Source organism: Ruegeria sp. CI5 (assembly GCF_056536885.1).
This window is the reverse complement of the sequence record NZ_JBQFQN010000005.1, coordinates 115,897-141,539: the sequence shown is the minus strand read 5'-3', so window position 1 is coordinate 141,539 and position 25,643 is coordinate 115,897. Positions and strand designations below refer to the sequence as shown.

The window sequence follows — 25,643 nt, the reverse complement described above, 5'->3', positions numbered from 1 at the left end:
ACGTTTTGGCCATTATCATTCGAATTATTTCCCCGGCGCTCTGAGTTTCTGAGACGCCGGGCAAAGGTGCTTGAGTTCATCGCACCGACCGCTTCGATCCAAACACGCCAAGATCATCCAAGGGACGCCTCTCCATGTGCGCCGACACGACCCAGACACCCGACTACAAAGACACGCTGAATCTGCCCCGAACCGAATTCCCCATGCGCGCCGGCCTGCCCAAGCGCGAGCCCGCATGGCTGGACCGCTGGGAAAAGATCGGCGTCTATGACCGCCTGCGCGACAAACAGGGTCGCAAGCCCTTCACGCTGCATGACGGCCCGCCCTATGCCAACGGGCATCTGCATATCGGCCACGCGCTGAACAAGACGATCAAGGACATGATCGTGCGCAGCCACCAGATGATGGGCTTTGACGCGCGCTATGTGCCCGGCTGGGACTGTCACGGCCTGCCGATCGAATGGAAGATCGAGGAACAGTACCGCAAGAAGGGCAAGAACAAGGACGAGGTTCCGGTCATTGACTTCCGCCAGGAGTGCCGCAAGTTCGCTGAAGGCTGGATCGACATCCAGCGCGAGGAGTTCAAGCGTCTGGGCATCACCGGCAACTGGGCCGATCCGTACGTCACCATGGACTATCACGCCGAGGCGGTGATCGCGGACGAGTTCATGAAGTTCCTGATGAACGGCACGCTGTATCAGGGCTCGAAACCGGTGATGTGGTCGCCGATCGAGAAGACCGCCCTGGCCGAGGCCGAGGTCGAGTATCACGACAAGGAAAGCTTTACCATTTGGGTGAAGTTCAAGGTGGTGAACACTGGTGACACCACGCTGGACAACGCCTATGTGGTGATCTGGACCACGACGCCCTGGACCATGCCGTCGAACAAGGCCGTGGTCTATGGCAAGGACATTTCGTACGGGCTGTACGAAGTGACCGGCCGCCCCGAGGAATGCTGGGCCCGGATCGGTGACCGTTATCTGCTGGCCGATAACCTGGCCGCCGACGTGTTCGCCCGCGCGCGGCTGGACGACACCATGTACCGCCGCCTGTGCGACGTCACGCAGGACGATCTGGCCAAGATCCAGCTGCAGCACCCGCTGGCAGGGGCCGAAGGGTCCAACGGTGAATGGGATGACATCCGCGATTTCCGCGCGGCCGATTTCGTGACCGATACCGAAGGCACCGGCTTCGTTCATTGCGCGCCCTCGCACGGGATGGAGGAATTCGAGCTGTACCGCGATCTGGGCATGCTCGAGCAGGTCATCACCTACAACGTGATGGACGACGGCAGCTTCCGCGCTGACATGCCGTTCTTCGGCGGCAAGTACATCCTGTCGCGCAAGGGCGGCGAGGGCGATGCGAACAAGGCTGTGATCGACAAGCTGGCCGAGGTCGGCGGGCTGCTGGCGCGTGGCAAGATCAAGCACAGCTATCCGCATTCTTGGCGGTCCAAGGCGCCGATCATCTATCGCAACACACCGCAATGGTTCGTGTCCGTCGACCGCAAGCTGGACGATGGCATGGACGAAATGGGCGGCACTATCCGCGAACGCGCCCTGCGCTCGATCGACGAGTTGGTAAAATGGACGCCGCCCTCGGGCCGCAACCGCCTGTATTCGATGATCGAGGCGCGCCCCGACTGGGTTCTGTCGCGCCAGCGTGCCTGGGGTGTGCCACTCACGTGCTTCACCAAGAAGGGCGCTCTGCCCACCGACCAGGACTATCTGCTGCGCAACCCGGACGTGAACACCCGCATCAAGGCCGCGTTCGAAGAATACGGCGCCGATGTCTGGTACACCGACGGCTTCAAACAGCAGGTGCTGGATGGCATCGTGAACCCCGACGATTATGACCAGGTGTTCGACGTACTGGACGTGTGGTTCGACTCGGGCTCGACCCATGCGTTCGTTCTGCGCGACCGTGAAGATGGCGCCGACGACGGCATTGCCGATGTCTACATGGAGGGCACCGACCAGCATCGCGGATGGTTCCATTCCTCGATGTTGCAGGCCTGTGGCACGATCGGCCGCGCGCCGTATCGCAATGTGGTTACGCACGGGTTCACGCTGGACGAGAAGGGCAACAAGATGTCCAAATCGCTCGGCAATACCATCGTGCCGGAAGAGGTCGTCAAGCAATACGGTGCCGACATCCTGCGCCTTTGGGTGGCCCAGACCGACTATACCGCCGACCAGCGGATCGGGCCGGAAATTCTGAAAGGGGTCGCCGATAGCTATCGCCGGCTGCGCAACACGATGCGCTTCATGCTGGGCTCGCTGGCCGACTTCACCGAGGCCGACCGGATCGATCCGGCCGAGATGCCGCGTCTGGAACGCTGGGTGCTCAGCCGCCTGGCCGAGTTGGACGAGCAGGTCCGCAAGGGTTATGCCGCGTTCGACTTCCAAGGCGTGTTCAGCGCGGTGTTCAATTTTGCCACGGTCGACCTGTCGGCCTTCTATTTCGACGTGCGCAAGGATGCGCTGTATTGCGACGGGGACACCCCGCGCCGCCGGGCCGCGCGCACGGTGCTGGACATCCTGTTCCACCGTCTGACTACCTGGCTGGCGCCGATTCTGGTCTTCACGATGGAAGAGGTCTGGCTCGAGCGGTTCCCGGGCGAGGACAGCTCGGTGCATCTGGTCGACTTCCCCGACACGCCTGCCGATTGGCGCGATGCCGAGCTCGAGGCGAACATGGCCAAGATCCGCCGTGTACGCCGTGCGGTGACCGCCGCGCTGGAAGTGCAGCGCCGCGACAAGGTCATCGGCTCCAGCCTCGAAGCCGCGCCGATCGTGCATGTCGAGGATGCGGAAACCCGCGACCTGCTGGCGACCTTCGACGTAGATGACCTGTGCATCACCTCGGGCCTGACCGTCACCGCCGACCCTGCCCCGGCCGAGGCGTTCCGCCTGCCCGAGATCGAGGGCGTCGGTGTCGTGTTCGAAAAGGCCGAAGGGGCCAAGTGCCAGCGCTGCTGGAAGATCCTGCCAGATGTGGGACGCCACTCCCACCCCGGCGTCTGTGGCCGATGCGATACGGCGCTGAGCTGAAAATGATCCCTGAAACCCCCGCCATCGCGCGGGGGTTTTTCTTGCGGCTTGCGACGCACTCGCCGATCTGAAACTCTGCGCCCATGCCGATGATTGCAGTGGAAAACCAGTTCGGATGCCTCGGGATCGAAGAAGAGGACGGTGCCATCACCAGTCTGGTGTGGGACGGTCACACAACGGGTGAGACGACCCCGCTGCTGATCGAAGCGGCATCACAGATCAGGGCCTATGCCGAGGGCCGGTTGCAAAAGTTCGACTTGCCACTGCGTGTCGTTGGGTCCGAATTCCAGAAACAGGTCTGCGGCTTGATGTCCGCGATTCCTTTCGGTGACACGCGGACTTACGGTGATATCGCGCATGATCTTGGGTGTCCGGCGCAAGCTGTCGGGCAGGCCTGTGGTGCCAACCCGATTCCGGTGATCATTCCCTGTCACCGCGTTCTGGCGGCAAGCGGCCTTGGGGGGTTCTCGGGGCAGGGCGGGGTTGAGGGCAAGGTTGCCCTGTTGCGTCACGAGGGGGCTGCCAGTCTCCTGATCTGACCGCCGGAATCCGGTTGCAATCTTTCGCAAAGCGTCCCAACCTGAGACAGTTTTCGAACCCGAAGGACTGCAATTCATGACTGCGAAAATTGACCCCGCCGCCCGGAAGAAGGCCATCATTGACCAATTGATGGCGTTGGAGGCACAGGAGTTGGCGACGGCGCAGGCGCACCACGATGCCTTTCAGAAAGAGTCCCAATTGGATGACCGGGAAGGCCACGACAAGGATGATATCGCGGCATCGCGCGAAAGCGCAGATCTGGCCGCCGCGTTTGACGGGCCGGTGCATGCGCATCATGCCAAGATTGACGTGATCGAAAACACCGATTTCAGCCTGACGGACAAAGTGCAGCCGGGCGCCGTAGTCTGGCTGGGCGATCGGCATTTCGTCGTCTGCGTGTCGACCACCAAGTTCGACGTGGATGGTGAAACATATATGGGGATTTCAACCCAAAGCCCGATCTATCTGGCCATGGCCGGAATGCGCAAGGGCGACGTCTTCACCCATAATGGCACCGAGTTCGAGATCCGGGAAATTCTCTGATCTGTGATTTTCGCCCGTTCGGGCCGCGTCTCAATCGCGGCTCGGCGGCATGATTTGCTGGGCGATCCCCGCCGAGACCAGATACAGGCTGGTCACCACCAGACCCCAATGCGCCCAGCTTTGCGGGTGAAAATCCACCCAAGCGGCCCATCCGGCAAAAAAAGTCCAGGCGAAGGCCATGGGCAGGGACAGGTTGCGCCAGCGTTCGGTGCGCACGGGGTGAATGAATTTCAGGGGCAGAAACATTGCAACGGCCAGCAACGCCACAAGGACGAGGCTGAACCAGAAGTCGGGCTTCAGCGCAAAGATCACCACCACGACCATGTTCCAGCAGCCCGGAAAACCGGAAAAGGAATTGTCCTTGGTCTTCATCCGGGTGTCGGCAAAATACATCGCGCTGGCGAATGTGATGACGATGATCGCGAACCAGCCGGTCCAGCCGTCCATCAGACCGGATTTGAACAGCGCATAGGCCGGAATGAAGACGTAGGTCAGATAGTCGATGATCAGATCCAGCAGAACACCGTCGAACTCGGGGGCGTTCTTTTTGACGTGATAGTGCCGGGCCAAGGGGCCGTCGATTCCGTCGACGATGAACGAAACGACCAGCCACAGAAACATCAGGCTCCACTTTTCCTCGACCGCGGCCAGCATGGCCAGCATCGCAAATACGGCTCCGGTCGCGGTAAACAGGTGAACGGCTAAGGCTTTGAATCTGAGTGTCATGACCCGTGTCATGTACGATGCGCGCCCGAGATGCAAAGCAAAAAGCCAGCGGTATCAGCACCGAAATTTGATTGCTGCAATTCCGCTGCGTCTCAGGCTTTGGGGTGCGCGCGGTTGTACACCTCCATAAGGCGCGCGGTGTCGACCGCTGTATAGGCTTGGGTGGTCGAAAGGGACGCGTGACCCAGCAGTTCCTGAATGGCCCGGAGGTCTCCGCCGGCCGACAGAAGATGGGTGGCAAAGCTGTGCCGCATCGCGTGTGGAGTGGCCGTTGCCGGAAGACCCAGTTGCATACGTGCTTTGGCCATGACGCCCTGAATTGCCCTTGGACTCAGGGCCTTGCCTCGAACGCCGCGGAACAATGGGGCGGTCGGGCTTTGGGGATGTGGGCACAACTCCAGGTATCGGTCGACCGCCTGGCGCGCAGCGGGGATGACCGGAACGATCCTTTCCTTGTCACCCTTGCCGACAATTCTCAGCGTGTTGGGCAGGGGGGCATCCGCGCCGGTCAGGGACAGGGCTTCGGATATGCGAAGGCCGCAGCCATACAGCAGGGTCACGACGGCAACATCGCGGGCGGCAACCCAATCTGATCCGGACTGCAGCTCGACCGTCTCGATCATGGCGCGGGCGGCGTCTTCGGCCAGCGGGCGCGGCAGTTTCTTGGTGTATTTCGGGGCGCGGGTGGAGAGGACGGCGGTGGGCTCGAATCCCTCGCGTTCGGCCAGCCAGCGATAGAAGCTTTTGACGGCGGACAGTTTTCGCGCCAGTGACCGTGCCCCGACGCCGGATTCGCGTTGATGTGCCATCCAGGCCCGCATGTCCGAAACGGTGATGCGCTCGAGCGCCGCCAGCCCCTGCCGTTCGCTGTAATGCAAAGTCATGAAAGACAGGAAATCCGAGACATCCCCGCGGTAGGCGTTGATGGTGTTTTCCGAACGGCCCGCCAAAGCGGTCAACCCCTCCAGCCACAACTGCAACGCATCGCGGCAGGCTGGAGAGATCAGGCTCACGACAGCCAGTGGCGCATCGACCGTTCGAATACGCCTGCAAAAAAGGCCAGCAGATCAGTGCCCAATTGAGGCGAGAAGTGCCTTGGGTCGCGCGCGCCCATGACAATCATGCCCGGCAGACGCCCTTTGCCGAGATCCAGCTGCATACATGCCTCAGATTGCAGTTGGTCCAGCTGATCCCCGTGCACTCTGCGGTTGGGCTGGCGAATTTCGCGCAGGACAACCTCGCGCGCGGGGTGGTTCGGTGCGTTGTCCATGTAGGATTGCACGAAACCCGGTTCCGCCACGGCCAAAACACCGTCCAGCCGGTCGATGCTTGGGTCCTGTTGGACCAACGTTGTTTCCAGGACCAGCGTGATGCGGTCGACGCGGAGGATTTCGGCAACTTCCGTACCCAGCACGCGCAGGAAGTCCTCGAATTCCGTCGGCTCAAGAAGGCGCAGGATGGCTCGGTGAACCTGGTTGGTTCCGGCGAGGTTCTCGTAGGCAGCGGCGATGACCGAGCGGTGAGTGTCCTCCAGCCGGTCCAGCCGTGCCTCAAGCCGTTGCATGGCGATTCCGCGCAGGTCGATTATGTTGTCTCCGCGGGCGCGTTCGTTCGCGGCGACCAGCGCCTGCATCAGATCCTTGTCGTCCAGTACGGCGTCCGGCTCGGCCAGAATCGCGGCGCGGAGGTTGTCCTCGAGTTTGGGATTGCTGCTCATATCCTGTCCGGTCTTTTTTTGTTGGGGGCGTTATAGCACGGGTGCCCGGAAATACCTTGGGAAAAATGCACGTTTAGGTGGATTAGGCGCCGTGTGTGGGGGCGTGGCTCCCGCCTGCAGGCGTCTGATCAAAGATCAGGCCCACTGAAGTTGGGCCAGGCGCGGCCCCAGTCGGGGCCGCGCGGTTGTACATGGGATCAATGGATCACAGAATCTTCTGACCGGTCTTGGCCCAATCCGACAGGAAGGCCTCGAGCCCTTTGTCGGTCAGCGGGTGATCAGCCAGCTTCTTGATCACGGCAGGCGGGGCGGTGATCACGTCGGCGCCGATGCGGGCGCTGTCGGCCACATGGTTTACGCTGCGGATCGAGGCGGCGAGGATTTCGGTTTCGAACCCGTAGTTGTCATAGACCTGACGGATGTCGGCGATCAGGTCCATACCGTCGAGGTTGATGTCGTCCAGCCGTCCGATGAAGGGCGAAATGAAGGTCGCGCCCGCCTTGGCCGCCAGAAGCGCCTGATTGACCGAGAAGCACAGGGTGACGTTGACCATCTTGCCTTCGTCGCTGAGCGCCTTGCAGGTTTTTAGACCGGCCCAGGTCAGCGGCACCTTGACGGCGATGTTCGGTGCGATCTGCGCCAGCTTGCGGCCTTCGGCGATCATGTCCTCGGCCTCGGTGGCGACGACTTCGGCGGAAACCGGGCCATCGACCAAGTCGCAGATTTCCTTGGTCACTTCCAGAATGTCGCGACCGGATTTCAGGATCAGCGAGGGGTTGGTGGTGACACCGTCCACCATGCCCAAGTCGTTCAATTCGGCGATGGCGTCGATTTCGGCTGTGTCTACGAAGAATTTCATCGGGGCAGTCCTTTGATGGGTTGGCCTTGCTCGCGGATGCCTTTACCTCAAAGAGACCCGTGCTGAAACCCCTGCTGAAGAAAGGCGCGCATTGAGCGACCCGGTGCATTTCGACCAAGGTGAGCTGGTGGCGGTTCTGACGACCCAGCCGCTGGACCGGACGTTGGATTACAAGGCGCCCGAGGGGGGGTGTTTCCTGGGGGCCTTCGTCGAGGTGCCGCTGGGCCCGCGCAAGGTTCTGGGTGTGGTCTGGGGCGCGGGGCGCGGAGATTTCGACCGCAGCAAGATCCGCTCGGTCATCCGGGTGCTGGACGTGGCGCCCATGCGCGAAGAGATGCGCCTGTTCCTGCAGCGCGCGGCCGACTACACGCTGACGCCGATGCCGGCCATGCTGCGGCTGGCCACCCGCGCGCCCGGGCTGGGCGACCCGCTGTCGATGCGCAAGATCTATCGGCTGGGCAGCGGCACGCCCGACCGCATGACCGATGCCCGGGCCCGGGTGCTGGAGGTGCTGCGCGACTATGGCGGGCTGGCCTTTACCCTGAAAGAACTGGCCGAGATGGCCGGGGTCACCTCGTCGGTCGTCAAAGGTCTGGTCAAGCAGGGCGCCGTGCGCGAGGAGGACAGCCCCCGCGACCTGCGTTATCCGACCCTGGACCCGGACCGGCCCGGCAAGGCGCTGACCCCCGATCAGACCGCTGCCGCCGACACGTTGCGGGTTGCACTGCGCAGCGGAACCTATGGCACCACGCTGCTGAAGGGCGTGACCGGGTCGGGCAAGACCGAGGTTTACCTTGAAGCCGTGGCCGAAGCGCTGCGCATGGGCCGGCAGGCGTTGGTGCTGCTGCCCGAGATTGCCCTGACCGCCGAGTTTCTGACACGGGTCGAGGAGCGGTTCGGCGCGCGCCCGGCCGAATGGCATTCCGGTGCCACGATGACTGAACGCCGCCGGGTCTGGCGAATGGTCGGGCAGGGCGATGCGCAGATGGTGGTGGGCGCGCGGTCGGCGCTGTTTCTGCCGTTCCGCGATCTGGGCCTGATCGTGGTGGATGAGGAACACGACACCTCGTACAAGCAGGAAGACGGCGTGCACTACAGTGCGCGCGACATGGCGGTGCTGCGGGCGGCGATCTGCGGGTCGCGCGTGATCTTGGCCAGTGCCACGCCGTCGCTGGAAAGCTGGGCCAATGCCGAGGCCGGCAAGTACGACCGGCTGGACCTGACCGCGCGCTTTGGGGCGGCGGTGCTGCCGGACATGAAGACCATCGACATGCGTGCCGAGAAGATGCAGCCGGGCACCTGGATTTCCCCCAGCCTGCGCCAAGCGGTGCAGGCGCGGATCGAGAAGGGCGAACAGTCGCTGCTGTTCATCAACCGCCGGGGATATGCGCCGGTGACGCTGTGCCGGGCCTGCGGCGAACAGATCGCCTGCGACCACTGCGATGCGCGCATGGTCGAACACCGGTTCCTCAAACGTCTGATGTGCCACCAGTGCGGCGAGACCAAGCCCATGCCCGAAGCCTGCCCCGCCTGCGGGGTCGAGGGCAAGCTGGCCCCGGTCGGCCCCGGCATCGAACGTCTGGCCGAAGAGGCCGAGGCGACCTTTCCCGACGCCCGCATCGCCATGCTCAGTTCCGACCTGTTCGGCTCGGCCCGGGCGCTGAAGGCCAAGATCGAAGAGATTGCCGAGGGTGACGCAGATATCGTCATCGGCACGCAGCTGGTGGCCAAGGGGCACAATTTCCCGAACCTGACGCTGGTCGGGGTGATCGACTCGGATCTGGGCCTGCACGGGTCCGACCTGCGCGCTGCCGAGCGGACCTTTCAACTGATGCGGCAGGTGGCGGGCCGGGCCGGGCGGGCCGACAAGCCGGGGACGGCGCTGCTGCAGACTTTTCAGCCCGAACACCCGGTGATCCGCGCGATCCTGTCGGGGGATGAGGAAGGGTTCTGGCGTGCCGAGGCCGCCGGGCGTCAGGCGGCCGGGGTGCCGCCTTATGGCCGGATGGCGGGGATCGTGCTGTCCGGCCCCGAGGTCGGGCCCGTCTTTGACATCGGCAACGTATTGGCGCGCAATGACGCGCCGCTGCGGCAGATCGGGGCACAGGTCTTTGGGCCTGCCCCGGCACCGATTGCCCGTATCCGCGGGCGGCACCGGGTAAGGCTGCTGGTCAAGGCGCCCAAGGGGGCACCGATCCAGGACGCCATCGCCCGCTGGATCGCACCTCTGCGCCTGAAGGGAGACATCCGCCTGACCGTCGATATCGACCCGCAGAGCTTCTACTGACTCTGCATCAGCGCAGACCCCATGTGCACGGGGGATTTCCTCTCGCCAGCCGGGCGGATTGGGCGTAGAGAACTCTCATGCTGAAACCGATGCCCCTGTCCCAGGCCCAGAGCCTGCCGTTCTGGCGCCGCCCCGTCACGTTGCTGTTCGTGATGGCGCTGACCATGCCGATCGCCTTCAACGCATGGAGCGCACTGCTGAACAACTTCGTGATCGAAGTCGCGGATTTCGACGGGGCAGACATCGGCCTGCTACACACGGTGCGAGAAATCCCGGGCTTTCTGGCCGTGGGCGTGATCGCGGTGATAATTTTCGTGCGCGAGCAGGTGCTGGCCATGATTTCGCTGATGCTGCTGGGCGTCGCCACGGCGGTGACGGCCTGGTTTCCCAGCCTCGGCGGGCTGCTGTTCGTGACCCTGTTCAGCTCGATCGGGTTTCATTACTACGAAACGGTGAATCAGTCGCTTCAGCTGCAATGGTTGCCCAAGGACCGCGCCCCGCAGGTGCTGGGCTGGCTGGTGGCGATGGGGTCGGCCTCGACGCTGGTGGTCTATGGGCTGATCGTGCTGACGTGGGATCGGTTCGATCTGTCCTACAACACGGTCTTCATGGCGGCTGGTGGGCTGACCGCGGTACTCGCACTGTTCTGCCTGATCGCCTATCCGCAATTCGATGCGCCGACACCGCAGACCAAGAAAATCGTGCTGCGCCGCCGCTACTGGCTGTATTACGCGCTGCAGTTCATGGCGGGCGCGCGGCGGCAGATCTTCGTCGTGTTCGCGGGGTTCATGATGGTCGAGCGCTTTGGCTTCGAAGTGCATCACCTGACCAGTCTGTACCTCATCAACCTGATCATCAACATGGCCGCCGCCCCTCTGCTGGGCAAGGCCGTCGCGGTGTTTGGCGAGCGGCGCACGCTGATCTTCGAATATTTGGGCCTTGCCATCGTATTTGCGGCCTATGGTGGCATCTACTGGTTCGGCTGGGGTGTGCTGCTGGCGGCCATTCTCTACGTCATCGACCACGTGCTGTTCGCGCTGGCTTTGGCGCTCAAGACCTATTTCCAGAAAATCGCCGATCCGGCCGATATTGCCCCCACCGCGGCGGTGGCCTTTACCATCAACCATATTGCGGCGGTGTTCCTGCCGGCGCTGCTGGGGCTGCTGTGGGTCGTGTCGCCGGGGGCGGTGTTCGGCCTGGCGGCGGGCATGGCGCTGATCTCTCTGGCGCTGTCGCTGCTGATCCCGCGCCACCCCGAGCCGGGGAACGAGACCGTGTTTTCGAAATACGCGCCCGCACCGGCCGAATGACACGCGCGACGCTTGACCTCGGCGGCTGACGGCCCTAGGCGCAAAGGCGGTTTCTGCAGGAGGTTCCCATGCCCACATTCACCGCCCTGACCACCCTGAAAGGCAAAGCCGCGGCCGAAAGCCTGGGCGAAGCGATGGAGCGTCTGGAGCCCGAACCCACCGGCGTGGGTGTCTTCGAGGTCGAGGACGGCTCGGGCCTGTGGGAGGTCGGCGGCTACTTCACCGAAAGCCCCGACGAGGCCGCCCTGGCCCTGCTGGCGGCGGCCTTCGAGGCCAAGCCCTTCGTGGTGTCGGAACTGCCGGAAACTGACTGGGTCGCCCATGTCCGGCGCGAGCTGGCCCCGGTCGAGGCCGGGCGGTTTTTCGTCTATGGCAGCCACGATGCCGACAAGCTGCCCGAGGGGCGTATTCCGCTGCTGATCGAGGCAGCGATGGCCTTTGGCACTGGGCACCACGGAACGACGCTGGGGTGTCTGAAGGCGCTGGACAAGCTGATTGAGAATGGGTTCGAGGCCAGCAAGGTCGCTGATATCGGCTGCGGTACGGCGGTGTTGGCGATGGCGGCGGCGCGGGTCTGGGAAGGTGAAATCCTGGCCAGCGACATTGATCAGGTCGCCGTCGACGTAGCCGAGGCCAACCTGAAGGCCAACGGCATGGCCGGGGCCGTCCGTTGTGTCGAGGCTGCCGGATTTGACCATCCTGACCTCCAGGCGGCGGCGCCTTACGATCTGATTTTCGCCAACATTCTGAAAGGACCGCTGGTGGCCCTTGCGCCGGAGATCGCGCAGAATCTGCGCGGAGGCGGACATGCGATCCTGTCGGGAATCCTCAACGAGCAGGCCGACGAAGTGGAATCAGTTTATTCACGAAACGGGTTCAATACGATGGATCGGTCAATGATTGGTGAATGGACGACGCTAGTCTTAACCAAACAGGGCGCAAATTAGACCATTTGCAGGAGTTTTGTGGATTTTTGCCACGGTTTTGACGCATTCTCTTTCTACCGTCATCCAATGAATTTGGGGGGCGGTTTTTGGAGGCTGCCATGACAGGAAAACAACTTGAATTCGATCAGCGCGTTCATCGGCTGACAAAGAAACACAACAAGATGAGCCGTGGCTATCGCGCGACCATGCGCAAAGATGGTCTGGTCGTCATGAAACCCCAGCGGGTACGCTCGGCGGTTCCGGCCAAGGTTCTGTTGCTGTGCCTGTGCGGATTTTTTGCTTTCAAAGCGTTCCTGCTATCCAATCTCGGTCCGACCGGATACCAGTATCGGGTGGATGCCCTGAACGAAGGGACATCGGTTGAACAGGCGGGCGCGTGGATCATGCAGATCGATCCATTGTCGCAGGCCATTTCGACACAGCTGAACAAGATTCTCTACTGAACTCTCTCTCCTAAAGAGCCTTCAAAAGACAGAAACACCGCGTACCTATCGGTCCGCGGTGTTTCCGTGCTGCCCCGAGGGAGGATAGGGGCGAGAGCGGGTGGTTTCAGTACAGACGGCGGCGGCCAGCAGCGACCTCGTCGATGTCACCGCGGCACAGGCCGATATCTTCCAGTTCACGGTTGCTCAGACCGTTCAATGCATTGCGCGTCACGCGTGCGTCGTTCCAGGCGACAACGGCGTTCACGACGGATGCCAGAAAGGCGCCGATACGGCCGACAAGGCCAAACGAGCCAATCGAGGCTCGGGTTGTGTCAATTGCAGCCATATCCTGCTTCCTTCTGTTCAGTGTTGACGTTTAATGTCGAATTCCCGGGCCAGTTAGTGATGTCGGATTGACCTTGCAAGTGCTGAAACTGCATGTGTCCTATGCAGTTTTTGCAATGCTTCGAAAATGATGAAAGTCCCTTAAATTATTGGTGAAAACTGCTTTGGGAATGTGTCGGTTTCAGACTTTCTAGGGTCGCAATGCGTCCGAGTTGTCGCGGACGGAACAGGCGTGTCGCATTTGGGTGCCGGATCAATTTTCTTGGAAAATGTTCACGCTTCGTGCTAATCGAGAGAAAAGACAATGAAAACCCGAGCAGGCCGAGGCACAACATGCGAATTCTGGGCATTGATCCGGGGCTGCGAACCCTGGGGTGGGGCGTCATCGAATCACATGGCAGCCGACTGAGCCATGTTGCCAACGGCCTGTGCAAATCCGACGGGGATGATCTGGGCGAGCGGCTTTTGTCGCTGCACAACCAGATCGTCGAGGTGATCGCCGAACATCAGCCCGACCAGGCAGCCATCGAACAGACCTTTGTCAACAAGGACGGCGCCGGGACGCTGAAGCTGGGTCAGGCGCGCGGAGTGGCGTTGCTGACCTTGGCGCAGGCTGGGTTGCCGGTGGGCGAATACGCGCCCAACCGGGTCAAGAAAACCGTGGTGGGCGTGGGGCACGCCGAGAAGGAACAGATTCTGCACATGGTCAAACTTCAACTGCCGGGATGCCAGCCCAAGGGGGCCGACGCCGCGGATGCGCTGGCGATCGCGATCTGTCATGCGTTCTACGGTGCGACACCGCAGGCGCGCATCAAGCAGGTGGCCACATGATCGGCAAACTGACCGGACGCATCGACTACCGCGCGGCGGATCACCTTCTGATCGACGTGCGCGGGGTCGGCTACATCGTCTATTGCTCGGACCGCACCATGGCGGCCCTGCCTGGGGTGGGCGAGGCGGTCTCGCTGTACACCGATCTGGTGGTGCGCGAGGACCTGATGCAGCTTTATGGATTTCTGTCTTTGGTCGAGAAAGAGTGGCATCGGCTGCTCTGCTCGGTTCAAGGGGTGGGGGCCAAGGTGTCTCTGGCCATTCTGGGCGCGCTGGGGCCGGACGGGGTCAGCCGGGCCATCGCGCTGGGCGATTGGGGCGCGGTAAAGGCGGCCAAGGGCGTCGGGCCCAAGACCGCGCAGCGCATCGTGCTGGACCTGAAAGACAAGGCGCCCGGCGTCATGGCGATGGGCGGCACGGTGACCGAGGCGATGGACGGCCCCGTGGCCGAGGTGGTTGAGCCCACAGACCCGGCGCCGGCCCCGGTGCGGGCCCCGAAACCCGGCGCGGGTGCGGCGTCGGCGGGGGCTTTGTCGGCGCTGTCGAACCTGGGCTATGGCCCGTCCGAGGCCGCCTCTGCCGTGGCCGCGGCCGCCGCCAACCTTCCCGATGCCGGCGAGGCCGAATTGATCCGCGCGGCGTTGAAACTGCTGGCTCCGAAAGGCTGAATGAATGGTTGATGCCGACCCGACCCTGCGCCCTCAGCCTCTGCCCGAGGACAACGACCGCGCCTTGCGCCCGCAGGGGCTGGACGAATTCATCGGCCAGGCCGAGGCGCGGGCCAATCTGCGCATCTTCATCCAGTCGGCCCGCCAGCGGAACGAGGCGATGGACCACACGCTGTTCCACGGCCCTCCGGGCTTGGGCAAGACGACGCTGGCGCAGATCATGGCGCGCGAGTTGGGGGTGAACTTCCGCATGACTTCGGGGCCGGTTCTGGCCAAGGCCGGGGATCTGGCGGCGATCCTGACCAACCTCGAAGAGCGCGACGTGCTGTTCATCGACGAGATCCACCGCCTGAATCCGGCGGTGGAAGAGGTTCTGTACCCGGCGATGGAGGATTTCGAGCTGGATCTGGTGATCGGCGAGGGCCCTGCGGCCCGTACCGTGCGGATCGAGCTGCAGCCCTTTACCCTGGTCGGGGCGACCACGCGGATGGGCCTGCTGACCACCCCGCTGCGCGACCGGTTCGGTATTCCCACACGGCTGCAATTCTACACCGAGGACGAGCTGCACGAGATCGTCACCCGCAACGCCCGCAAGCTGGGCGCGCCGGCCGAGGACGATGGAGCCCGCGAGATCGCGCGCCGGTCGCGGGGCACCCCCCGTATCGCCGGGCGGCTGCTGCGGCGGGTCGTGGATTTCGCCATCGTCGAGGGCGACGGACGCATCACGCGCGAGCTGGCCGATGGCGCGCTGACGCGGCTGGGCGTTGACAATCTGGGTCTGGATGGGGCCGACCGCCGCTATCTGAAACTGATCGCCGAGAACTATGGCGGAGGTCCGGTAGGGATCGAGACCCTGTCGGCCGCCCTGTCCGAAAGCCGCGACTCACTGGAGGAAGTAATCGAGCCCTACCTGCTGCAACAGGGCCTGATCCAGCGCACGCCGCGCGGCCGGATGCTGGCGCAGAAGGCCTGGACGCATCTGGGCATGGCTGCGCCCAAGGGACAGAGTGACCTTTTTGGCTGACGATTGTAGATCAGCCGCTACGCTCGCGGATATTTGTCAGCATCTCGTACTCAGGTTCGAAATGAGGACGGAATGCGGCCAAGTCTTCCGCAGACAGCTTCTTGCGTGACAACGACCTATTTTCGTGGCGCATAGGCAAATCCACCGAGAACAACGCCTGGGCGCTTTCAAGAAAATTGCCGAGTTCGTGAAAGAAACCGAATTGATCTAGAGAGGACACAGCCTCGACAGCCTCGTCCACGTCGAAGTTTTCGCTGAACATATAAAACTGACGCAGCAGGTGATTGCGGTCAGCGGATGCGATGAAATCGGCAAAGTCGCCAATCGCCCACTCGCCTTCGGATGCTAGGCAGGGGTGATCGACGCCGTTTTCGATATACCCTTTCAGCATCAAAAAGTGGCTGTAGGCCCGCTCGACCGGATCGCGGAACACGGTAAATGTGCAGGTCTTGGCGGGCACCTTCAGTGAATGGAACGGCGAATGTGCAACGCGTAAGCAAAGCTGCCCGACTTGATCAGCCGCTCGTACCGGCCGACCGCAGGTCCGATCTCGCCGGCAATTTGGTGTTTGGGGGCGCCCGCAAGAGCTTTCACTGTCACACGCTTGCCGGCGAACGCCGACAGGAACGCCGCAGTCAACGAAGAGCCGGCTGTTTTTCTGATGTGATAATGGTAGACGCGGTCAAATTCAGGAGTTAGCCGTCCTTTGTGCTGTGGCGGTTTTCTTCTGATCCAGGAAAGCATTGGGCCGATGTTTCGTCCTTGTCAGATATGGCCGAGACCGTCTGGTCTGGTAGTGTCGGTAACGCCCGGGCAACATGGCGTTTGTCGCGGGCATATCGTTGTTTACGATAGTAAGCAACGGCCCCGAGGTTGAAAAAAGAGGGAATTGCCAATGACGCCTGAGGGTGTTGCCGAGTTGTTTTTTCGCGCGGACGGGAGCTATCTTTTCGCACGTTGGGGACGGCCCATCGTGCCGATCGTATTTGGTGTGGAAGACAAGACGCTAGCAACGGTCAAAGGCGCGTTCGAGGCGGTGGTTGCACTGGCCGGCCATAAGATGGCCGAGACCGACCCAGAGTTGGGCGCCAACTGCATGGTGTTCTTTTTTCGCGATTGGGCCGAGCTGCTCGAGGTGCCTGACCTTGACCGGCTGATCCCGGACCTCGCTCCGCTGGTCGAACGGCTCGATGCTGGCGGAGCCAACCAGTATCGAGCCTTCAGGTTCGATCCGGACGGCGCGATCCGTGCTGCGTTTGTCTTTGTGAGGATGGACCGTGAGCTATCGAAAGTGTCGGCTGAAACGCTGGCCTTGTCGCAGGTTGTTCAGACCGTTCTTTTGTGGTCGGACACAGCCTTCCGAGAGCGCTCGCCCCTGGCCGTGGCGGGAGACACGACGATCCTGCGGCCCGACATTGCCGCGCTGATCCGCGCCGCCTATGATCCGGTTTTGCCGGCGGTGGCGCGGGACCCGTCCCATGCGCTGCGGCTGTTCGCACGCATGGAGCCGACGCAATGAAGCATGTCTTTCCCGTCCGGGTCTATTACGAGGACACCGACATGGGGGGCGTGGTCTATCACGCCAACTACTTGCGCTATATCGAGCGCGCCCGGTCGGATTGGGTGCGCAACCTGGGCAATGACCAGAACGCAATGCGCGAGGCTGGTATCATTTGGGTCGTGCGGAGGGTCGAGGCCGACTATCTGGCGTCTGCGCGGTTCGATGACGAGTTGCTGGTCGAAACCGAGGTCGTCGCGATTTCCGGCGTGCGACTGACCATGGCTCAACTCATCCGGCGCGGGGAAACCGAAGTCTTCCGCGCGACCGTGACGGCCGTTTGCGTCAATCAGGATGGCCGGCCGATCCGGCTCCCGGCAGAGATTCGCGCATTGCTGTAACAATTTGCTCAGCCCCTGTGGTTCTGTTGGCAATTTGCCCCTAACTACGCTAGCGTTTGGCAAAACAAGGCCAATCAACGGCTGTCAGGCAAAACAAAGAGCAGGTTCATGGAAGCTGAAACGCTGGCGCTGGCGCAGGAGATCGATTTCTCCATGTGGGGGCTGTTCGCCCGTGCGACATTCATCGTGAAAGTGGTGATGCTGATCCTTGTGGTCGCATCCTTCTGGTCATGGTCGATCATCATTCAAAAGCTCATCACCTATCGCAGCGCACGACGCGAAGCGCAGGTGTTCGACGAGGCGTTCTGGTCGGGCAACCCGCTGGACGAGCTGTTTGAGCAGATCGGAACGCAGCCGGATGGCAGTTCCGAAAAGATCTTCGCAGCCGGCATGATCGAGTGGCGCCGCTCGCACCGCGCCGACGGTGGGCTCATAGCTGGCGCTCAGGCACGGATCGATCGTTCGATGGATGTGGCCATCGCCAAAGAAGCCGAGGGTTTGCAAAAGGGTCTTTCGATCCTGGCCACCGTGGGTTCGACTGCGCCCTTCATCGGCCTGTTCGGTACGGTCTGGGGAATCATGAACGCCTTCATCGAAATCGCCGAACAGCAGAACACAAACCTGGCCGTCGTGGCACCGGGCATCGCCGAAGCTTTGCTGGCGACCGGTCTTGGCCTTTTGGCCGCAATTCCGGCCGTAATCTTCTACAACAAACTTAGCGCGGACAGCGATCGCATCGTTGGCGGATATGAGGCTTTTGCCGACGAATTCGCAACCATTCTGTCCCGCCAGTTGGACAGCTGACATGGGTGCGGCGATCCAGCAATCGTCTGGCGGCAACGGACGACGCCGAGGACGGCGGCGCGGGCGTGCGCAGCCGATGGGTGAAATCAACGTCACACCCTTTGTCGACGTGATGTTGGTGTTGCTGATCATCTTCATGGTCGCGGCTCCGCTGATGACCGTGGGGGTCGAGGTTGACCTGCCCAAAACCGCCGCCAGTGCCCTGCCGGGCGACAACGAGGAACCGTTGACCGTCACGCTAACAGCCGACGGGCGGGTTCAGATCCAGACCACCGAGGTGACCCGCGACGAGTTGATCGGCAAGTTACGCGCCATTGCTGCCGAGCGCAGCAGCGACCGCGTCTACCTGCGGGCCGATGGCGCCATTCCTTATGCGCAGGTCATGCAGGTCATGGGTGCGTTGAATGCCGGCGGGTTTTCGAATGTGGGCCTTGTCACCGATACTGGCGGGCCGGCGCTGGACGCGGGCGGAGAGTGAGGCTGCGCGGTGGATACCGGCACCAAGATTTCGGCGATTGCCCATGTGACATTGATCGGATGGGCCCTGTTCGGCGGCACGTTCCGATCCGAGCCGCTGCCTTTTGCAGTGCAGGAGGTGTCGGTGGTTTCGGCTGAGCAATTCGCTGCCCTGACGGCGCAAAGCGATGCGCCCGAAGTTCCGACGCCCCCCAACGCATTGGAAGATCCGATCGTACAACCCCCGGCACCCGAAGTGCTGGAGCCGTCGGTCGAAGAACAGCCGCGCCCCGAGCCGGTCACGCCACCTGAACCGGAGCCCGAGCCGCAACCCGAGGCAGTTGAGACTCCACCCGAACCCGACGTGATCGAGCAGCCTCCGGTACTGGATGAACCGGAACCCGAGGTTGCGGTTTTGCCGGCGCTGCCCGAGTCCCAGCCCCGCCCGGCGGACAAGGTGGCCCCCGAACCCATCGCTCCGCCGCCACTGGATGCAAAGCCGGACGATATCGAAACACCGGCGGTTTCGCTGGATGAAGGGGCTGAGATCCAGCAGGAGCAGCAAGACCAGACCGCGCCCGAGGAAGCCACGGACCAGATCGTGACCGAGGCGGAAGAGGCCAAGGACCTGTCGCCACAAAGCTCGCCGCGTCCCCGGGTTCGGCCCAATCGGCCCAAGCCTCCGGAAACCGAACAGACCGCGACCGCCGAGCCTGTCGAACAGGCTGCGGAACCCGACGAGGCCGCGATCAATGACGCGCTGGCCGAGGCCTTGGGCGGGGCGTCCGAGCCGTCCGGTCCGCCTCTCACCGGCGGTGAAAAGGATGCGATGCGTCTGGCTGTTTCGCGGTGCTGGAACGTGGGCTCGTTGTCGACCGATGCGCTCAAGACCGTTGTGGTGGTCGGTTTCTCGCTGAACCGCGACGGCTCGATCGTTCCCGGCAGTCTGCAGCTTCTGGACAGCTCCGGTGGCTCGGACGGGGCCGCAAAACAGGCATACGAGGCCGCCCGGCGTGCGATTTTGCGCTGTGGAGCAAAAGGATATGACCTTCCTGCTGACAAATACGAGCATTGGAAGGATATTGAGATCACCTTCAATCCCGAGAGGATGCGGATCAAATGATGAAACTTCTGACCAGCCTCTTCGTTGGCCTGACCCTTCTGTCGGCCCCCGTGTCTGCGCAAACCGGCCCACTTCGGCTGGAATTGGATGAAGGCATCATCGAACCTTTGCCATTTGCGGTGCCCAGCTTTGTACCGGACAGTCCGGCGGCCAGCCAGTTTGCGGCTGACATCAGCCGCGTCATCGCCGAGGACCTGACCGGAACCGGCCTGTTCCGTGAGATTTCGCCGGATGCATTCATCAGCCGTGTCAGCAGTTTCGAAGCGCCGGTCCAATTTGCGGATTGGAAGGCGATCAATGCCGATGCGCTGGTCACCGGCGCGGTGAATGTCTCGGGCAATACCCTGTCCGTCCGGTTCCGGGTCTGGGATGTATTTTCGGGTCAGGAATTGGGCAACGGCCTGCAATTTGCTGGTACAACCGAGGGCTGGCGTCGAATGGCGCACAAGGTGGCTGATCAGGTCTACAGCCGCATTACTGGTGAGGGAGGCTATTTCGACAGCCGAGTGGCTTTTGTCTCGGAAACCGGCCCAAAGGATCAGCGCCGCAAGCGGCTGGCCATCATGGATTATGACGGGGCGAATGTTCAGTACCTGACCGACAGTGCCGCGATCGTTCTGGCCCCGCGCTTTTCGCCAACGGGCGACCGGTTGCTCTACACCAGCTATGAAAGCGGCCGCCCGCGGATCTACGTTCTGGATGTTGGCCGGGTCAAGCGGCAGGAATTGCAGACTCAGGAAGGTACGATGAGTTTCTCGCCGCGCTTTTCGCCGGATGGCCGCTCGATCGTCTATTCGCTGACGCAGGGCGGCAATACGGATCTGTGGAAAATGGATCTGGCATCCGGCCAAAGCGTGCGCCTGACCAACACGCCCGCAATTGAAACCGCGCCCAGCTATTCGCCTGACGGATCGCGGATCGTCTTCGAGAGCGACCGGTCAGGCAGCCCTCAGTTGTATATCATGCCGGCAAATGGCGGTGAGGCGACCCGCATCAGCTTTGGCCAAGGGCGCTATGGGACGCCCGTCTGGTCACCACGCGGAGATCTGGTGGCCTTTACCAAGCAGAACAAGGGCCGGTTCCATATCGGCGTGATGCGACTGGACGGTAGCGAGGAGCGGCTGTTGACCGCCTCGTTCCTGGACGAGGGGCCCACATGGTCGCCCAATGGCCGGGTCATAATGTTTGCGCGGGAAACCCAGGGCGCCAGCGGGCGTTCGACCCTGTACTCGGTCGACATTTCGGGCCGAAACCTGCGCCCCGTACGCACCCCGGACGGTGGCAGTGACCCGTCCTGGGGGCCACTGTTGAATTAAGAGACCGCCGGTCGCGCCGAAGTTCACAAGGCAGGCTGGCTGTGATAGACAGACGTCAATAAACAAACGGGACAAGAGGCAACAGAAATGAACGTATTGAGCAAGTTTGCGGCTCTGGGCGCGCTGGCGCTGGTGGCCGCATGTACCAACAACGATCCCTCGGCTTTGGGCGGTGGCGCCGGCGGCAACGGCGCAATCGTCCCGGGTTCTCCCAGCGACCCACGTTCGCCCGCCTATTTCCAGCAGGCGATCGGTGACCGGGTCCTGTTTGCCGTGGATCAGTCCACGCTCTCGCCCGAGGCGCAGACGATCCTTCAGGGGCAGGCCCAGTGGCTGTTGGCCAATACCGACTACGTCGCCACGATCGAAGGTCACGCGGATGAACAGGGCACGCGGGAATACAACCTTGCGCTGGGCGCCCGCCGGGCAAATGCCGCGCGGGAATACCTGATTTCCCGCGGTGTGGCCGGAAACCGTCTGCAGACGATCAGCTATGGCAAGGAGCGCCCGATCGAAATCTGTAGCACCGAGGAATGCTATTCCAAGAACCGCCGCGCGGTCACCGTGCTGACCGGATCCACAACGGGGTAACAGGATGAGAATTGCGGGATTGGTTCTGGCGGCGGCTTTGACCCTTGCCAGCGGCGCGCAAGCGCAGGATCAGCAGACTCTGGCCGATATTCGCCAGGAACTGACGGTGCTGCATGTCGAAATCCAACGGCTCAAGCGCGAGTTTTCTACGACAGGCTCGTCCGCGCCGAACCTGTCCGGCAGTTCGATACTGGAACGCGTTGACGCCATCGAGGCCGAGTTGCAGAGGCTGACTCGGCAGACCGAGCAGCTGAATCAGCGTGTTCAGAATGTCGTGACGGACGGAACCAACCGGATCGGAGATCTGGAGTTCCGTCTCTGCGAGCTGGAACCCGGTTGCGAGTTCACAGGCGAAGACACACCGACATTGGGTGGAGATAGCGACACAGCGGCCATCACCGCTCCGGTGACGACGCCCGGCGATGCCGCCGACGGCGACCAGGTCGAACTGGCCGTAGGTGAACAAGCCGATTTTGATGCCGCGTCGCAAGCCCTTGCGGACGGCGATTTCCAGACGGCGGCCGATCTTTTTGCGCAATTTGACAGCGCGTATCCCGGTAGCCCGCTGGCCCCCGAAGCCAATCTGAGGCGAGGGCAAGCCCTGGAAGGGCTGGGTGATACCCGCGAGGCGGCCCGGGCTTTCCTTGCCAGCTTTACTGGCGATTCCGAAGGGCCGGTGGCCCCCGAGGCCTTGTACGAACTTGGGGCAGCATTGGGCCGGTTGGGCCAGGTAGACCAGGCTTGTATCACGCTTGGAGAAGTCGGCGTCCGGTTCCCGTCGTCGGCCTTTGTGGCCACGGCAACCGAGGAAATGGCGTCGCTGAGCTGTTCTTGAGCTCACCAGCCGACACCCTTCCGGAACGCGTCAGGGCACTGTTGCCTGAAACGCTTCCGTCGCGACTGGGCGTGGCCGTGTCCGGTGGAAGCGACTCGCTTGCATTGCTGCATCTTTTGGTCCGGATCGCCCGGGATGAAGATGTTCGGGTGTTTGCGGCCACTGTCGATCACGGCCTGAGGCCGGATGCGGCCGCCGAGGCCGCCAGTGTTTCCGAGACATGTGCACATTTGGGCGTGTCTCATGTCACTCTGAAATGGACGGGATGGGACTGGTCGGGAAACCTGCAGGATCAGGCACGGCAGGCGCGCTACGGCCTGCTGCGGGACTGGGCGGTGTCGCAGGACATTCCCGCGGTCGCTCTGGGCCATACCGCAGATGATCAGGCGGAAACCGTGTTGATGCGTCTTGGACGCGCCGCCGGCGTGCGCGGATTGTCGGCCATGTCTTTTGCGCGCGATCTGGACGGTGTCACGCTTTGGCGACCTGTGCTGGGTGAAACGCGCACCGCTTTGCGGGACTACTTGCGGGCTGAGGGGGTGCGATGGATCGAAGACCCTTCGAATCAGGACCTGCGCTTTGACCGGATCAAAGCCCGCGAGGCGTTGGGCCATCTGTCCGGCTTGGGGATTACGGCTGAAACTTTGTCGCGCGTTGCTGCGAACCTCGGGCGTGCGAACCGGGCGCTTGAGCATTTTGCGCAGGAATCCGCCCGCCGTGTCGCGAAAGAGAAAGCCTGTGCGGTGCGTGTGGATCGCGCCGGTTTTGCCGCGCTGCCTGAGGAAATACAGCGTCGGCTTGTAGTCGGTATCCTCCAGCGGATCTCGGGTCCGGGGTACCCGCCGCGGCAAACCAAAGTCGAGCAGGTCGTACAGGCCGTTATTGCGGGACGTTCGTCGACGCTGAGCGGTTGTCAAATCCTGACGGACGGGAATAGTTCGTGGTTTTGCAGAGAGCTGACCGCCGTTTCGGCATGCGTGGCCCGACCGGCCGAACTCTGGGATGGGCGTTGGATCGCGACAGGACCGGACACGCCCGGAGCACAGATCCGTGCGCTTGGCGAGACGGGGTTGCCACAAGTACCCGACTGGCGCGCGACAGGGGTGCCGCGCATGGTGCTGATGGTCACGCCCGCCGTTTGGCTGGGCGACCAAATCGTGTCCGCGCCATTTGCCGGTTTTTTGAACGGATGGGCGTTTGAAATGGACCCGAAATTCCCCGAGTTTTCGGCTTCTTTTTTATCGCATTGAACCTGCTTCAATCATCTCTATTTTAAGAGGCAACCCGGCAGCGCCTAATCTGCCGATGTCTTTTGGGAGAATTTTCTTGGGCAACGCTCGCAATATAGCCTTCTGGGTCGTTCTCTTCCTGTTGATCCTTGCACTGTTCAATCTGTTCAGCGGACCGGGAGGAACTCTCCAGAGCAATGAAAAAACCTATTCGGATTTCGTAAGCGCCGTCGAAGCAGGCGACGTAAAAGGCGTGACGCTGGATGGTGAGCAGATCCGTTACACAACCAGTTCCGGCGGGAATTTCGTCACGATCAAGCCCGGTGATGCCGAAGTCACCAAGCTGCTGATCGAGAAAGACATTCCCGTGCGGGCGGAAAAGCAACAGCAATCGGGTTTCCAGTCTTTCCTGATCACGCTGCTGCCGTTCCTGCTGCTGATCGGTGTCTGGGTCTATTTCATGAACCGGATGCAGGGCGGCGGCAAAGGTGGCGCAATGGGCTTTGGCAAGTCCAAGGCCAAGATGCTGACCGAAAAGCACGGCCGCGTCACATTTGACGACGTGGCGGGCATCGACGAGGCCAAGGAAGAGCTGGAAGAGATCGTCGAATTCCTGCGCAACCCGCAGAAATTCTCGCGCCTTGGCGGCAAGATCCCGAAAGGTGCGCTGCTGGTTGGCCCTCCGGGTACTGGTAAGACGCTGCTGGCCCGCGCGATTGCGGGTGAGGCCGGCGTGCCGTTCTTCACCATCTCGGGTTCGGACTTCGTGGAAATGTTCGTCGGTGTGGGCGCGTCCCGCGTGCGCGACATGTTCGAACAGGCCAAGAAGAACGCGCCCTGCATCGTCTTCATCGACGAGATCGACGCCGTGGGCCGCCATCGTGGTGCCGGATATGGCGGGGGCAACGACGAACGCGAACAGACCCTGAACCAGCTTCTGGTCGAGATGGACGGGTTCGAGGCAAACGAGGGCGTCATCATCCTGGCTGCAACCAACCGCAAGGACGTGCTCGACCCGGCGCTGCTGCGCCCGGGCCGCTTTGACCGTCAGGTGACCGTCGGCAACCCGGACATCAAAGGTCGCGAAAAGATTCTTGGCGTTCACGCCCGCAAGACGCCTTTGGGTCCGGATGTCGATCTGCGCATCATCGCGCGCGGCACACCCGGCTTCTCGGGGGCTGACCTTGCCAACCTTGTGAACGAAGCCGCGCTGATGGCCGCACGTGTCGGTCGGCGCTTTGTCACCATGGAAGACTTCGAGAACGCCAAGGACAAGGTGATGATGGGGGCCGAGCGCCGCTCGATGGTGCTGACCCAGGACCAGAAGGAAAAGACCGCCTATCACGAGGCCGGCCATGCCGTGGTCGGCATGACCCTGCCGTTGTGCGATCCGGTCTACAAGGCCACGATCATCCCGCGCGGCGGCGCGCTGGGCATGGTGGTAAGCCTGCCTGAAATGGACCAGCTGAACTATCACAGGGACGAATGTGAGCAGAAGCTGGCCATGACCATGGCGGGCAAGGCGGCCGAGGTCATCAAATACGGTGAAGACCACGTCTCGAACGGCCCGGCCGGCGACATCATGCAGGCCAGCCAATTGGCGCGGGCCATGGTGATGCGTTGGGGCATGTCCGACAAGGTCGGCAACATCGACTATGCCGAGGCGCATGAAGGCTATCAGGGCAACACGGCCGGGTTCTCGGTTTCGGCCCACACCAAGGAACTGATCGAGGAAGAGGTCAAACGGCTGATCCAACAGGGATATGACCGCGCCCATCAGATCCTGACCGAACACAAGGAAGAATGGGAGCGTTTGGCTCAGGGCCTGCTTGAATACGAAACTCTGACGGGTGACGAAATCAAGCGCGTCATGAATGGCGAACCGCCGAATGAGAGTGACGACGAAAGCGACAAGTCCGATCACGGAAATGCCGCGAGCGTGACGGCGATTCCCAAGACCAAGGTCAAGAAGACCCCGCCCGAGGGCGGGATGGAGCCTGAACCTTCGGCATGAAGCAAGAGACCCGGCCCCAGAGCCGGGTCTTTTCTTTTCGGCCTTTCCATCAGGGCAGCGAGCGTTAGGCTGCAGCGAACTTTGATCCGCTGTCGAAAGGA

At 62.2% G+C, this 25,643-nt stretch carries 27 protein-coding genes; 20 read left to right on the top strand and 7 right to left on the bottom strand.

Annotation, left to right across the window (positions count from 1 at the left end; genetic code table 11):
* Nucleotides 1-134 precede the first annotated feature (134 nt).
* The 3 genes from ileS to ACR0BA_RS15430 all read left to right on the top strand — a co-directional run bounded on the left by ileS (nucleotide 135) and on the right by ACR0BA_RS15430 (nucleotide 4,136).
* Nucleotides 135-3,053: an isoleucine--tRNA ligase gene (ileS, locus tag ACR0BA_RS15440; protein WP_480728781.1), complete on the top strand. Its 2,919-nt coding sequence runs from the start codon at nucleotides 135-137 to the stop codon at nucleotides 3,051-3,053.
* 83 nt (nucleotides 3,054-3,136) lie between these two features.
* Complete coding sequence (locus ACR0BA_RS15435) at nucleotides 3,137-3,592, top strand: methylated-DNA--[protein]-cysteine S-methyltransferase (RefSeq protein WP_480728779.1); 456 nt, start codon at nucleotides 3,137-3,139, stop codon at nucleotides 3,590-3,592.
* Between the two features lie 76 nt (nucleotides 3,593-3,668).
* Entirely contained in the window at nucleotides 3,669-4,136 is a 468-nt protein-coding gene (locus ACR0BA_RS15430) for a hypothetical protein (protein WP_480728777.1), read from the top strand.
* A gap of 30 nt (nucleotides 4,137-4,166) precedes the next feature.
* Here ACR0BA_RS15430 and ACR0BA_RS15425 read toward each other — a convergent pair whose 3' ends face one another.
* The 4 genes from ACR0BA_RS15425 to fsa form a co-directional block, all read right to left on the bottom strand.
* Nucleotides 4,167-4,862 (bottom strand): CDP-alcohol phosphatidyltransferase family protein, encoded by a 696-nt coding sequence (locus tag ACR0BA_RS15425; protein WP_093962794.1) that lies wholly within the window; start codon nucleotides 4,860-4,862, stop codon nucleotides 4,167-4,169.
* Between the two features lie 92 nt (nucleotides 4,863-4,954).
* Nucleotides 4,955-5,875: a tyrosine recombinase XerC gene (locus ACR0BA_RS15420; protein WP_480728775.1), complete on the bottom strand. Its 921-nt coding sequence runs from the start codon at nucleotides 5,873-5,875 to the stop codon at nucleotides 4,955-4,957.
* A complete protein-coding gene (locus tag ACR0BA_RS15415; protein WP_170337506.1) occupies nucleotides 5,872-6,579 on the bottom strand; it encodes a DUF484 family protein in 708 nt (235 codons plus the stop codon). Before ACR0BA_RS15415 ends, ACR0BA_RS15420 begins: the two co-directional genes overlap by 4 nt.
* Before the next feature lie 205 nt (nucleotides 6,580-6,784).
* On the bottom strand, nucleotides 6,785-7,438 hold the full coding sequence (gene fsa / locus ACR0BA_RS15410; protein ID WP_480728773.1) for a fructose-6-phosphate aldolase: 654 nt from the start codon (nucleotides 7,436-7,438) through the stop codon (nucleotides 6,785-6,787).
* 91 nt (nucleotides 7,439-7,529) lie between these two features.
* On the opposite strand from fsa, the gene ACR0BA_RS15405 reads away from it, so the two are divergent.
* From ACR0BA_RS15405 to ACR0BA_RS15390, 4 genes are all read left to right on the top strand, one after another.
* A complete protein-coding gene (locus tag ACR0BA_RS15405) occupies nucleotides 7,530-9,725 on the top strand; it encodes a primosomal protein N' (RefSeq protein ID WP_480728771.1) in 2,196 nt (731 codons plus the stop codon).
* A 77-nt stretch (nucleotides 9,726-9,802) separates the two neighbouring features.
* The gene (locus ACR0BA_RS15400; protein ID WP_170372019.1) at nucleotides 9,803-11,035 is read left to right on the top strand and encodes an MFS transporter; all 1,233 of its coding nucleotides are present in this window, start codon (nucleotides 9,803-9,805) and stop codon (nucleotides 11,033-11,035) included.
* 68 nt (nucleotides 11,036-11,103) lie between these two features.
* Complete coding sequence (locus ACR0BA_RS15395) at nucleotides 11,104-11,982, top strand: 50S ribosomal protein L11 methyltransferase (protein WP_480728769.1); 879 nt, start codon at nucleotides 11,104-11,106, stop codon at nucleotides 11,980-11,982.
* Between the two features lie 98 nt (nucleotides 11,983-12,080).
* Nucleotides 12,081-12,425 (top strand): hypothetical protein, encoded by a 345-nt coding sequence (locus ACR0BA_RS15390; protein WP_170366671.1) that lies wholly within the window; start codon nucleotides 12,081-12,083, stop codon nucleotides 12,423-12,425.
* A gap of 106 nt (nucleotides 12,426-12,531) precedes the next feature.
* Here ACR0BA_RS15390 and ACR0BA_RS15385 read toward each other — a convergent pair whose 3' ends face one another.
* Nucleotides 12,532-12,753, bottom strand: coding sequence for a DUF1127 domain-containing protein (locus ACR0BA_RS15385; RefSeq protein ID WP_093962786.1), 222 nt, complete (start codon nucleotides 12,751-12,753; stop codon nucleotides 12,532-12,534).
* 332 nt (nucleotides 12,754-13,085) lie between these two features.
* On the opposite strand from ACR0BA_RS15385, the gene ruvC reads away from it, so the two are divergent.
* Genes ruvC through ruvB form a run of 3 tightly spaced genes read left to right on the top strand, consistent with a single transcriptional unit; the run spans nucleotide 13,086 to nucleotide 15,275 of the window.
* Entirely contained in the window at nucleotides 13,086-13,583 is a 498-nt protein-coding gene (gene ruvC / locus ACR0BA_RS15380) for a crossover junction endodeoxyribonuclease RuvC (protein ID WP_149775764.1), read from the top strand.
* Nucleotides 13,580-14,251: a Holliday junction branch migration protein RuvA gene (gene ruvA / locus ACR0BA_RS15375; protein WP_170337871.1), complete on the top strand. Its 672-nt coding sequence runs from the start codon at nucleotides 13,580-13,582 to the stop codon at nucleotides 14,249-14,251. The genes ruvC and ruvA overlap by 4 nt, the downstream gene beginning before the upstream one ends.
* A gap of 4 nt (nucleotides 14,252-14,255) precedes the next feature.
* Entirely contained in the window at nucleotides 14,256-15,275 is a 1,020-nt protein-coding gene (gene ruvB / locus ACR0BA_RS15370) for a Holliday junction branch migration DNA helicase RuvB (RefSeq protein ID WP_170337513.1), read from the top strand.
* Nucleotides 15,276-15,285: 10 nt separating this feature from the next.
* On the opposite strand, the gene ACR0BA_RS15365 is transcribed toward ruvB, so the two are convergent.
* Nucleotides 15,286-15,735, bottom strand: coding sequence for a hypothetical protein (locus tag ACR0BA_RS15365; protein WP_480728766.1), 450 nt, complete (start codon nucleotides 15,733-15,735; stop codon nucleotides 15,286-15,288).
* Nucleotides 15,736-15,737: 2 nt separating this feature from the next.
* A complete protein-coding gene (locus ACR0BA_RS15360) occupies nucleotides 15,738-16,019 on the bottom strand; it encodes a hypothetical protein (protein WP_480728764.1) in 282 nt (93 codons plus the stop codon).
* Between the two features lie 151 nt (nucleotides 16,020-16,170).
* Here ACR0BA_RS15360 and ACR0BA_RS15355 point away from each other — a divergent pair, with 151 nt between their 5' ends.
* From ACR0BA_RS15355 to ftsH, 10 genes are all read left to right on the top strand, one after another.
* A complete protein-coding gene (locus ACR0BA_RS15355; protein WP_170337516.1) occupies nucleotides 16,171-16,794 on the top strand; it encodes a hypothetical protein in 624 nt (207 codons plus the stop codon).
* The gene (ybgC, locus tag ACR0BA_RS15350; RefSeq protein ID WP_093962779.1) at nucleotides 16,791-17,174 is read left to right on the top strand and encodes a tol-pal system-associated acyl-CoA thioesterase; all 384 of its coding nucleotides are present in this window, start codon (nucleotides 16,791-16,793) and stop codon (nucleotides 17,172-17,174) included. Before ACR0BA_RS15355 ends, ybgC begins: the two co-directional genes overlap by 4 nt.
* A gap of 108 nt (nucleotides 17,175-17,282) precedes the next feature.
* Complete coding sequence (gene tolQ / locus ACR0BA_RS15345) at nucleotides 17,283-17,978, top strand: protein TolQ (protein ID WP_093962778.1); 696 nt, start codon at nucleotides 17,283-17,285, stop codon at nucleotides 17,976-17,978.
* Between the two features lies 1 nt (nucleotide 17,979).
* Complete coding sequence (gene tolR / locus ACR0BA_RS15340) at nucleotides 17,980-18,456, top strand: protein TolR (RefSeq protein ID WP_093962777.1); 477 nt, start codon at nucleotides 17,980-17,982, stop codon at nucleotides 18,454-18,456.
* Between the two features lie 9 nt (nucleotides 18,457-18,465).
* A complete protein-coding gene (locus ACR0BA_RS15335; RefSeq protein ID WP_480728761.1) occupies nucleotides 18,466-19,557 on the top strand; it encodes an energy transducer TonB in 1,092 nt (363 codons plus the stop codon).
* On the top strand, nucleotides 19,554-20,873 hold the full coding sequence (gene tolB, locus ACR0BA_RS15330) for a Tol-Pal system beta propeller repeat protein TolB (protein WP_093962775.1): 1,320 nt from the start codon (nucleotides 19,554-19,556) through the stop codon (nucleotides 20,871-20,873). Before ACR0BA_RS15335 ends, tolB begins: the two co-directional genes overlap by 4 nt.
* 87 nt (nucleotides 20,874-20,960) lie before the next feature.
* Nucleotides 20,961-21,464 carry a peptidoglycan-associated lipoprotein Pal gene (pal, locus tag ACR0BA_RS15325; protein WP_093962774.1) on the top strand — a complete coding sequence of 168 codons (504 nt, stop codon included), beginning with the start codon at nucleotides 20,961-20,963 and terminating at the stop codon, nucleotides 21,462-21,464.
* 4 nt (nucleotides 21,465-21,468) lie between these two features.
* The gene (gene ybgF, locus ACR0BA_RS15320; RefSeq protein ID WP_480728759.1) at nucleotides 21,469-22,299 is read left to right on the top strand and encodes a tol-pal system protein YbgF; all 831 of its coding nucleotides are present in this window, start codon (nucleotides 21,469-21,471) and stop codon (nucleotides 22,297-22,299) included.
* The gene (tilS, locus tag ACR0BA_RS15315; RefSeq protein WP_480728757.1) at nucleotides 22,296-23,549 is read left to right on the top strand and encodes a tRNA lysidine(34) synthetase TilS; all 1,254 of its coding nucleotides are present in this window, start codon (nucleotides 22,296-22,298) and stop codon (nucleotides 23,547-23,549) included. The genes ybgF and tilS overlap by 4 nt, the downstream gene beginning before the upstream one ends.
* Nucleotides 23,550-23,625: 76 nt before the next feature.
* Nucleotides 23,626-25,542, top strand: a complete 1,917-nt coding sequence (ftsH, locus tag ACR0BA_RS15310) for an ATP-dependent zinc metalloprotease FtsH (protein ID WP_093962771.1) — start codon at nucleotides 23,626-23,628, stop codon at nucleotides 25,540-25,542.
* Nucleotides 25,543-25,643: the final 101 nt, after the last annotated feature.

What these genes read in the sequence shown, in the direction of transcription:
- ACR0BA_RS15390 (WP_170366671.1), top strand. Translation starts at nt 12,081, where the DNA reads ATGACAGGAAAACAACTTGAATTCGATCAGCGCGTTCATCGGCTGACA.
- fsa (WP_480728773.1), bottom strand. Translation starts at nt 7,438, where the DNA reads ATGAAATTCTTCGTAGACACAGCCGAAATCGACGCCATCGCCGAATTG.
- tolB (WP_093962775.1), top strand. Translation starts at nt 19,554, where the DNA reads ATGATGAAACTTCTGACCAGCCTCTTCGTTGGCCTGACCCTTCTGTCG.
- ybgF (WP_480728759.1), top strand. Translation starts at nt 21,469, where the DNA reads ATGAGAATTGCGGGATTGGTTCTGGCGGCGGCTTTGACCCTTGCCAGC.
- tolQ (WP_093962778.1), top strand. Translation starts at nt 17,283, where the DNA reads ATGGAAGCTGAAACGCTGGCGCTGGCGCAGGAGATCGATTTCTCCATG.
- ruvC (WP_149775764.1), top strand. Translation starts at nt 13,086, where the DNA reads ATGCGAATTCTGGGCATTGATCCGGGGCTGCGAACCCTGGGGTGGGGC.
- ACR0BA_RS15415 (WP_170337506.1), bottom strand. Translation starts at nt 6,579, where the DNA reads ATGAGCAGCAATCCCAAACTCGAGGACAACCTCCGCGCCGCGATTCTG.
- ACR0BA_RS15395 (WP_480728769.1), top strand. Translation starts at nt 11,104, where the DNA reads ATGCCCACATTCACCGCCCTGACCACCCTGAAAGGCAAAGCCGCGGCC.
- ileS (WP_480728781.1), top strand. Translation starts at nt 135, where the DNA reads ATGTGCGCCGACACGACCCAGACACCCGACTACAAAGACACGCTGAAT.
- ACR0BA_RS15385 (WP_093962786.1), bottom strand. Translation starts at nt 12,753, where the DNA reads ATGGCTGCAATTGACACAACCCGAGCCTCGATTGGCTCGTTTGGCCTT.
- ruvA (WP_170337871.1), top strand. Translation starts at nt 13,580, where the DNA reads ATGATCGGCAAACTGACCGGACGCATCGACTACCGCGCGGCGGATCAC.
- ACR0BA_RS15400 (WP_170372019.1), top strand. Translation starts at nt 9,803, where the DNA reads ATGCTGAAACCGATGCCCCTGTCCCAGGCCCAGAGCCTGCCGTTCTGG.
- ACR0BA_RS15435 (WP_480728779.1), top strand. Translation starts at nt 3,137, where the DNA reads ATGCCGATGATTGCAGTGGAAAACCAGTTCGGATGCCTCGGGATCGAA.
- ruvB (WP_170337513.1), top strand. Translation starts at nt 14,256, where the DNA reads ATGGTTGATGCCGACCCGACCCTGCGCCCTCAGCCTCTGCCCGAGGAC.
- ybgC (WP_093962779.1), top strand. Translation starts at nt 16,791, where the DNA reads ATGAAGCATGTCTTTCCCGTCCGGGTCTATTACGAGGACACCGACATG.
- ACR0BA_RS15355 (WP_170337516.1), top strand. Translation starts at nt 16,171, where the DNA reads ATGACGCCTGAGGGTGTTGCCGAGTTGTTTTTTCGCGCGGACGGGAGC.
- pal (WP_093962774.1), top strand. Translation starts at nt 20,961, where the DNA reads ATGAACGTATTGAGCAAGTTTGCGGCTCTGGGCGCGCTGGCGCTGGTG.
- ACR0BA_RS15360 (WP_480728764.1), bottom strand. Translation starts at nt 16,019, where the DNA reads ATGCTTTCCTGGATCAGAAGAAAACCGCCACAGCACAAAGGACGGCTA.
- ACR0BA_RS15430 (WP_480728777.1), top strand. Translation starts at nt 3,669, where the DNA reads ATGACTGCGAAAATTGACCCCGCCGCCCGGAAGAAGGCCATCATTGAC.
- ACR0BA_RS15425 (WP_093962794.1), bottom strand. Translation starts at nt 4,862, where the DNA reads ATGACACTCAGATTCAAAGCCTTAGCCGTTCACCTGTTTACCGCGACC.
- tolR (WP_093962777.1), top strand. Translation starts at nt 17,980, where the DNA reads ATGGGTGCGGCGATCCAGCAATCGTCTGGCGGCAACGGACGACGCCGA.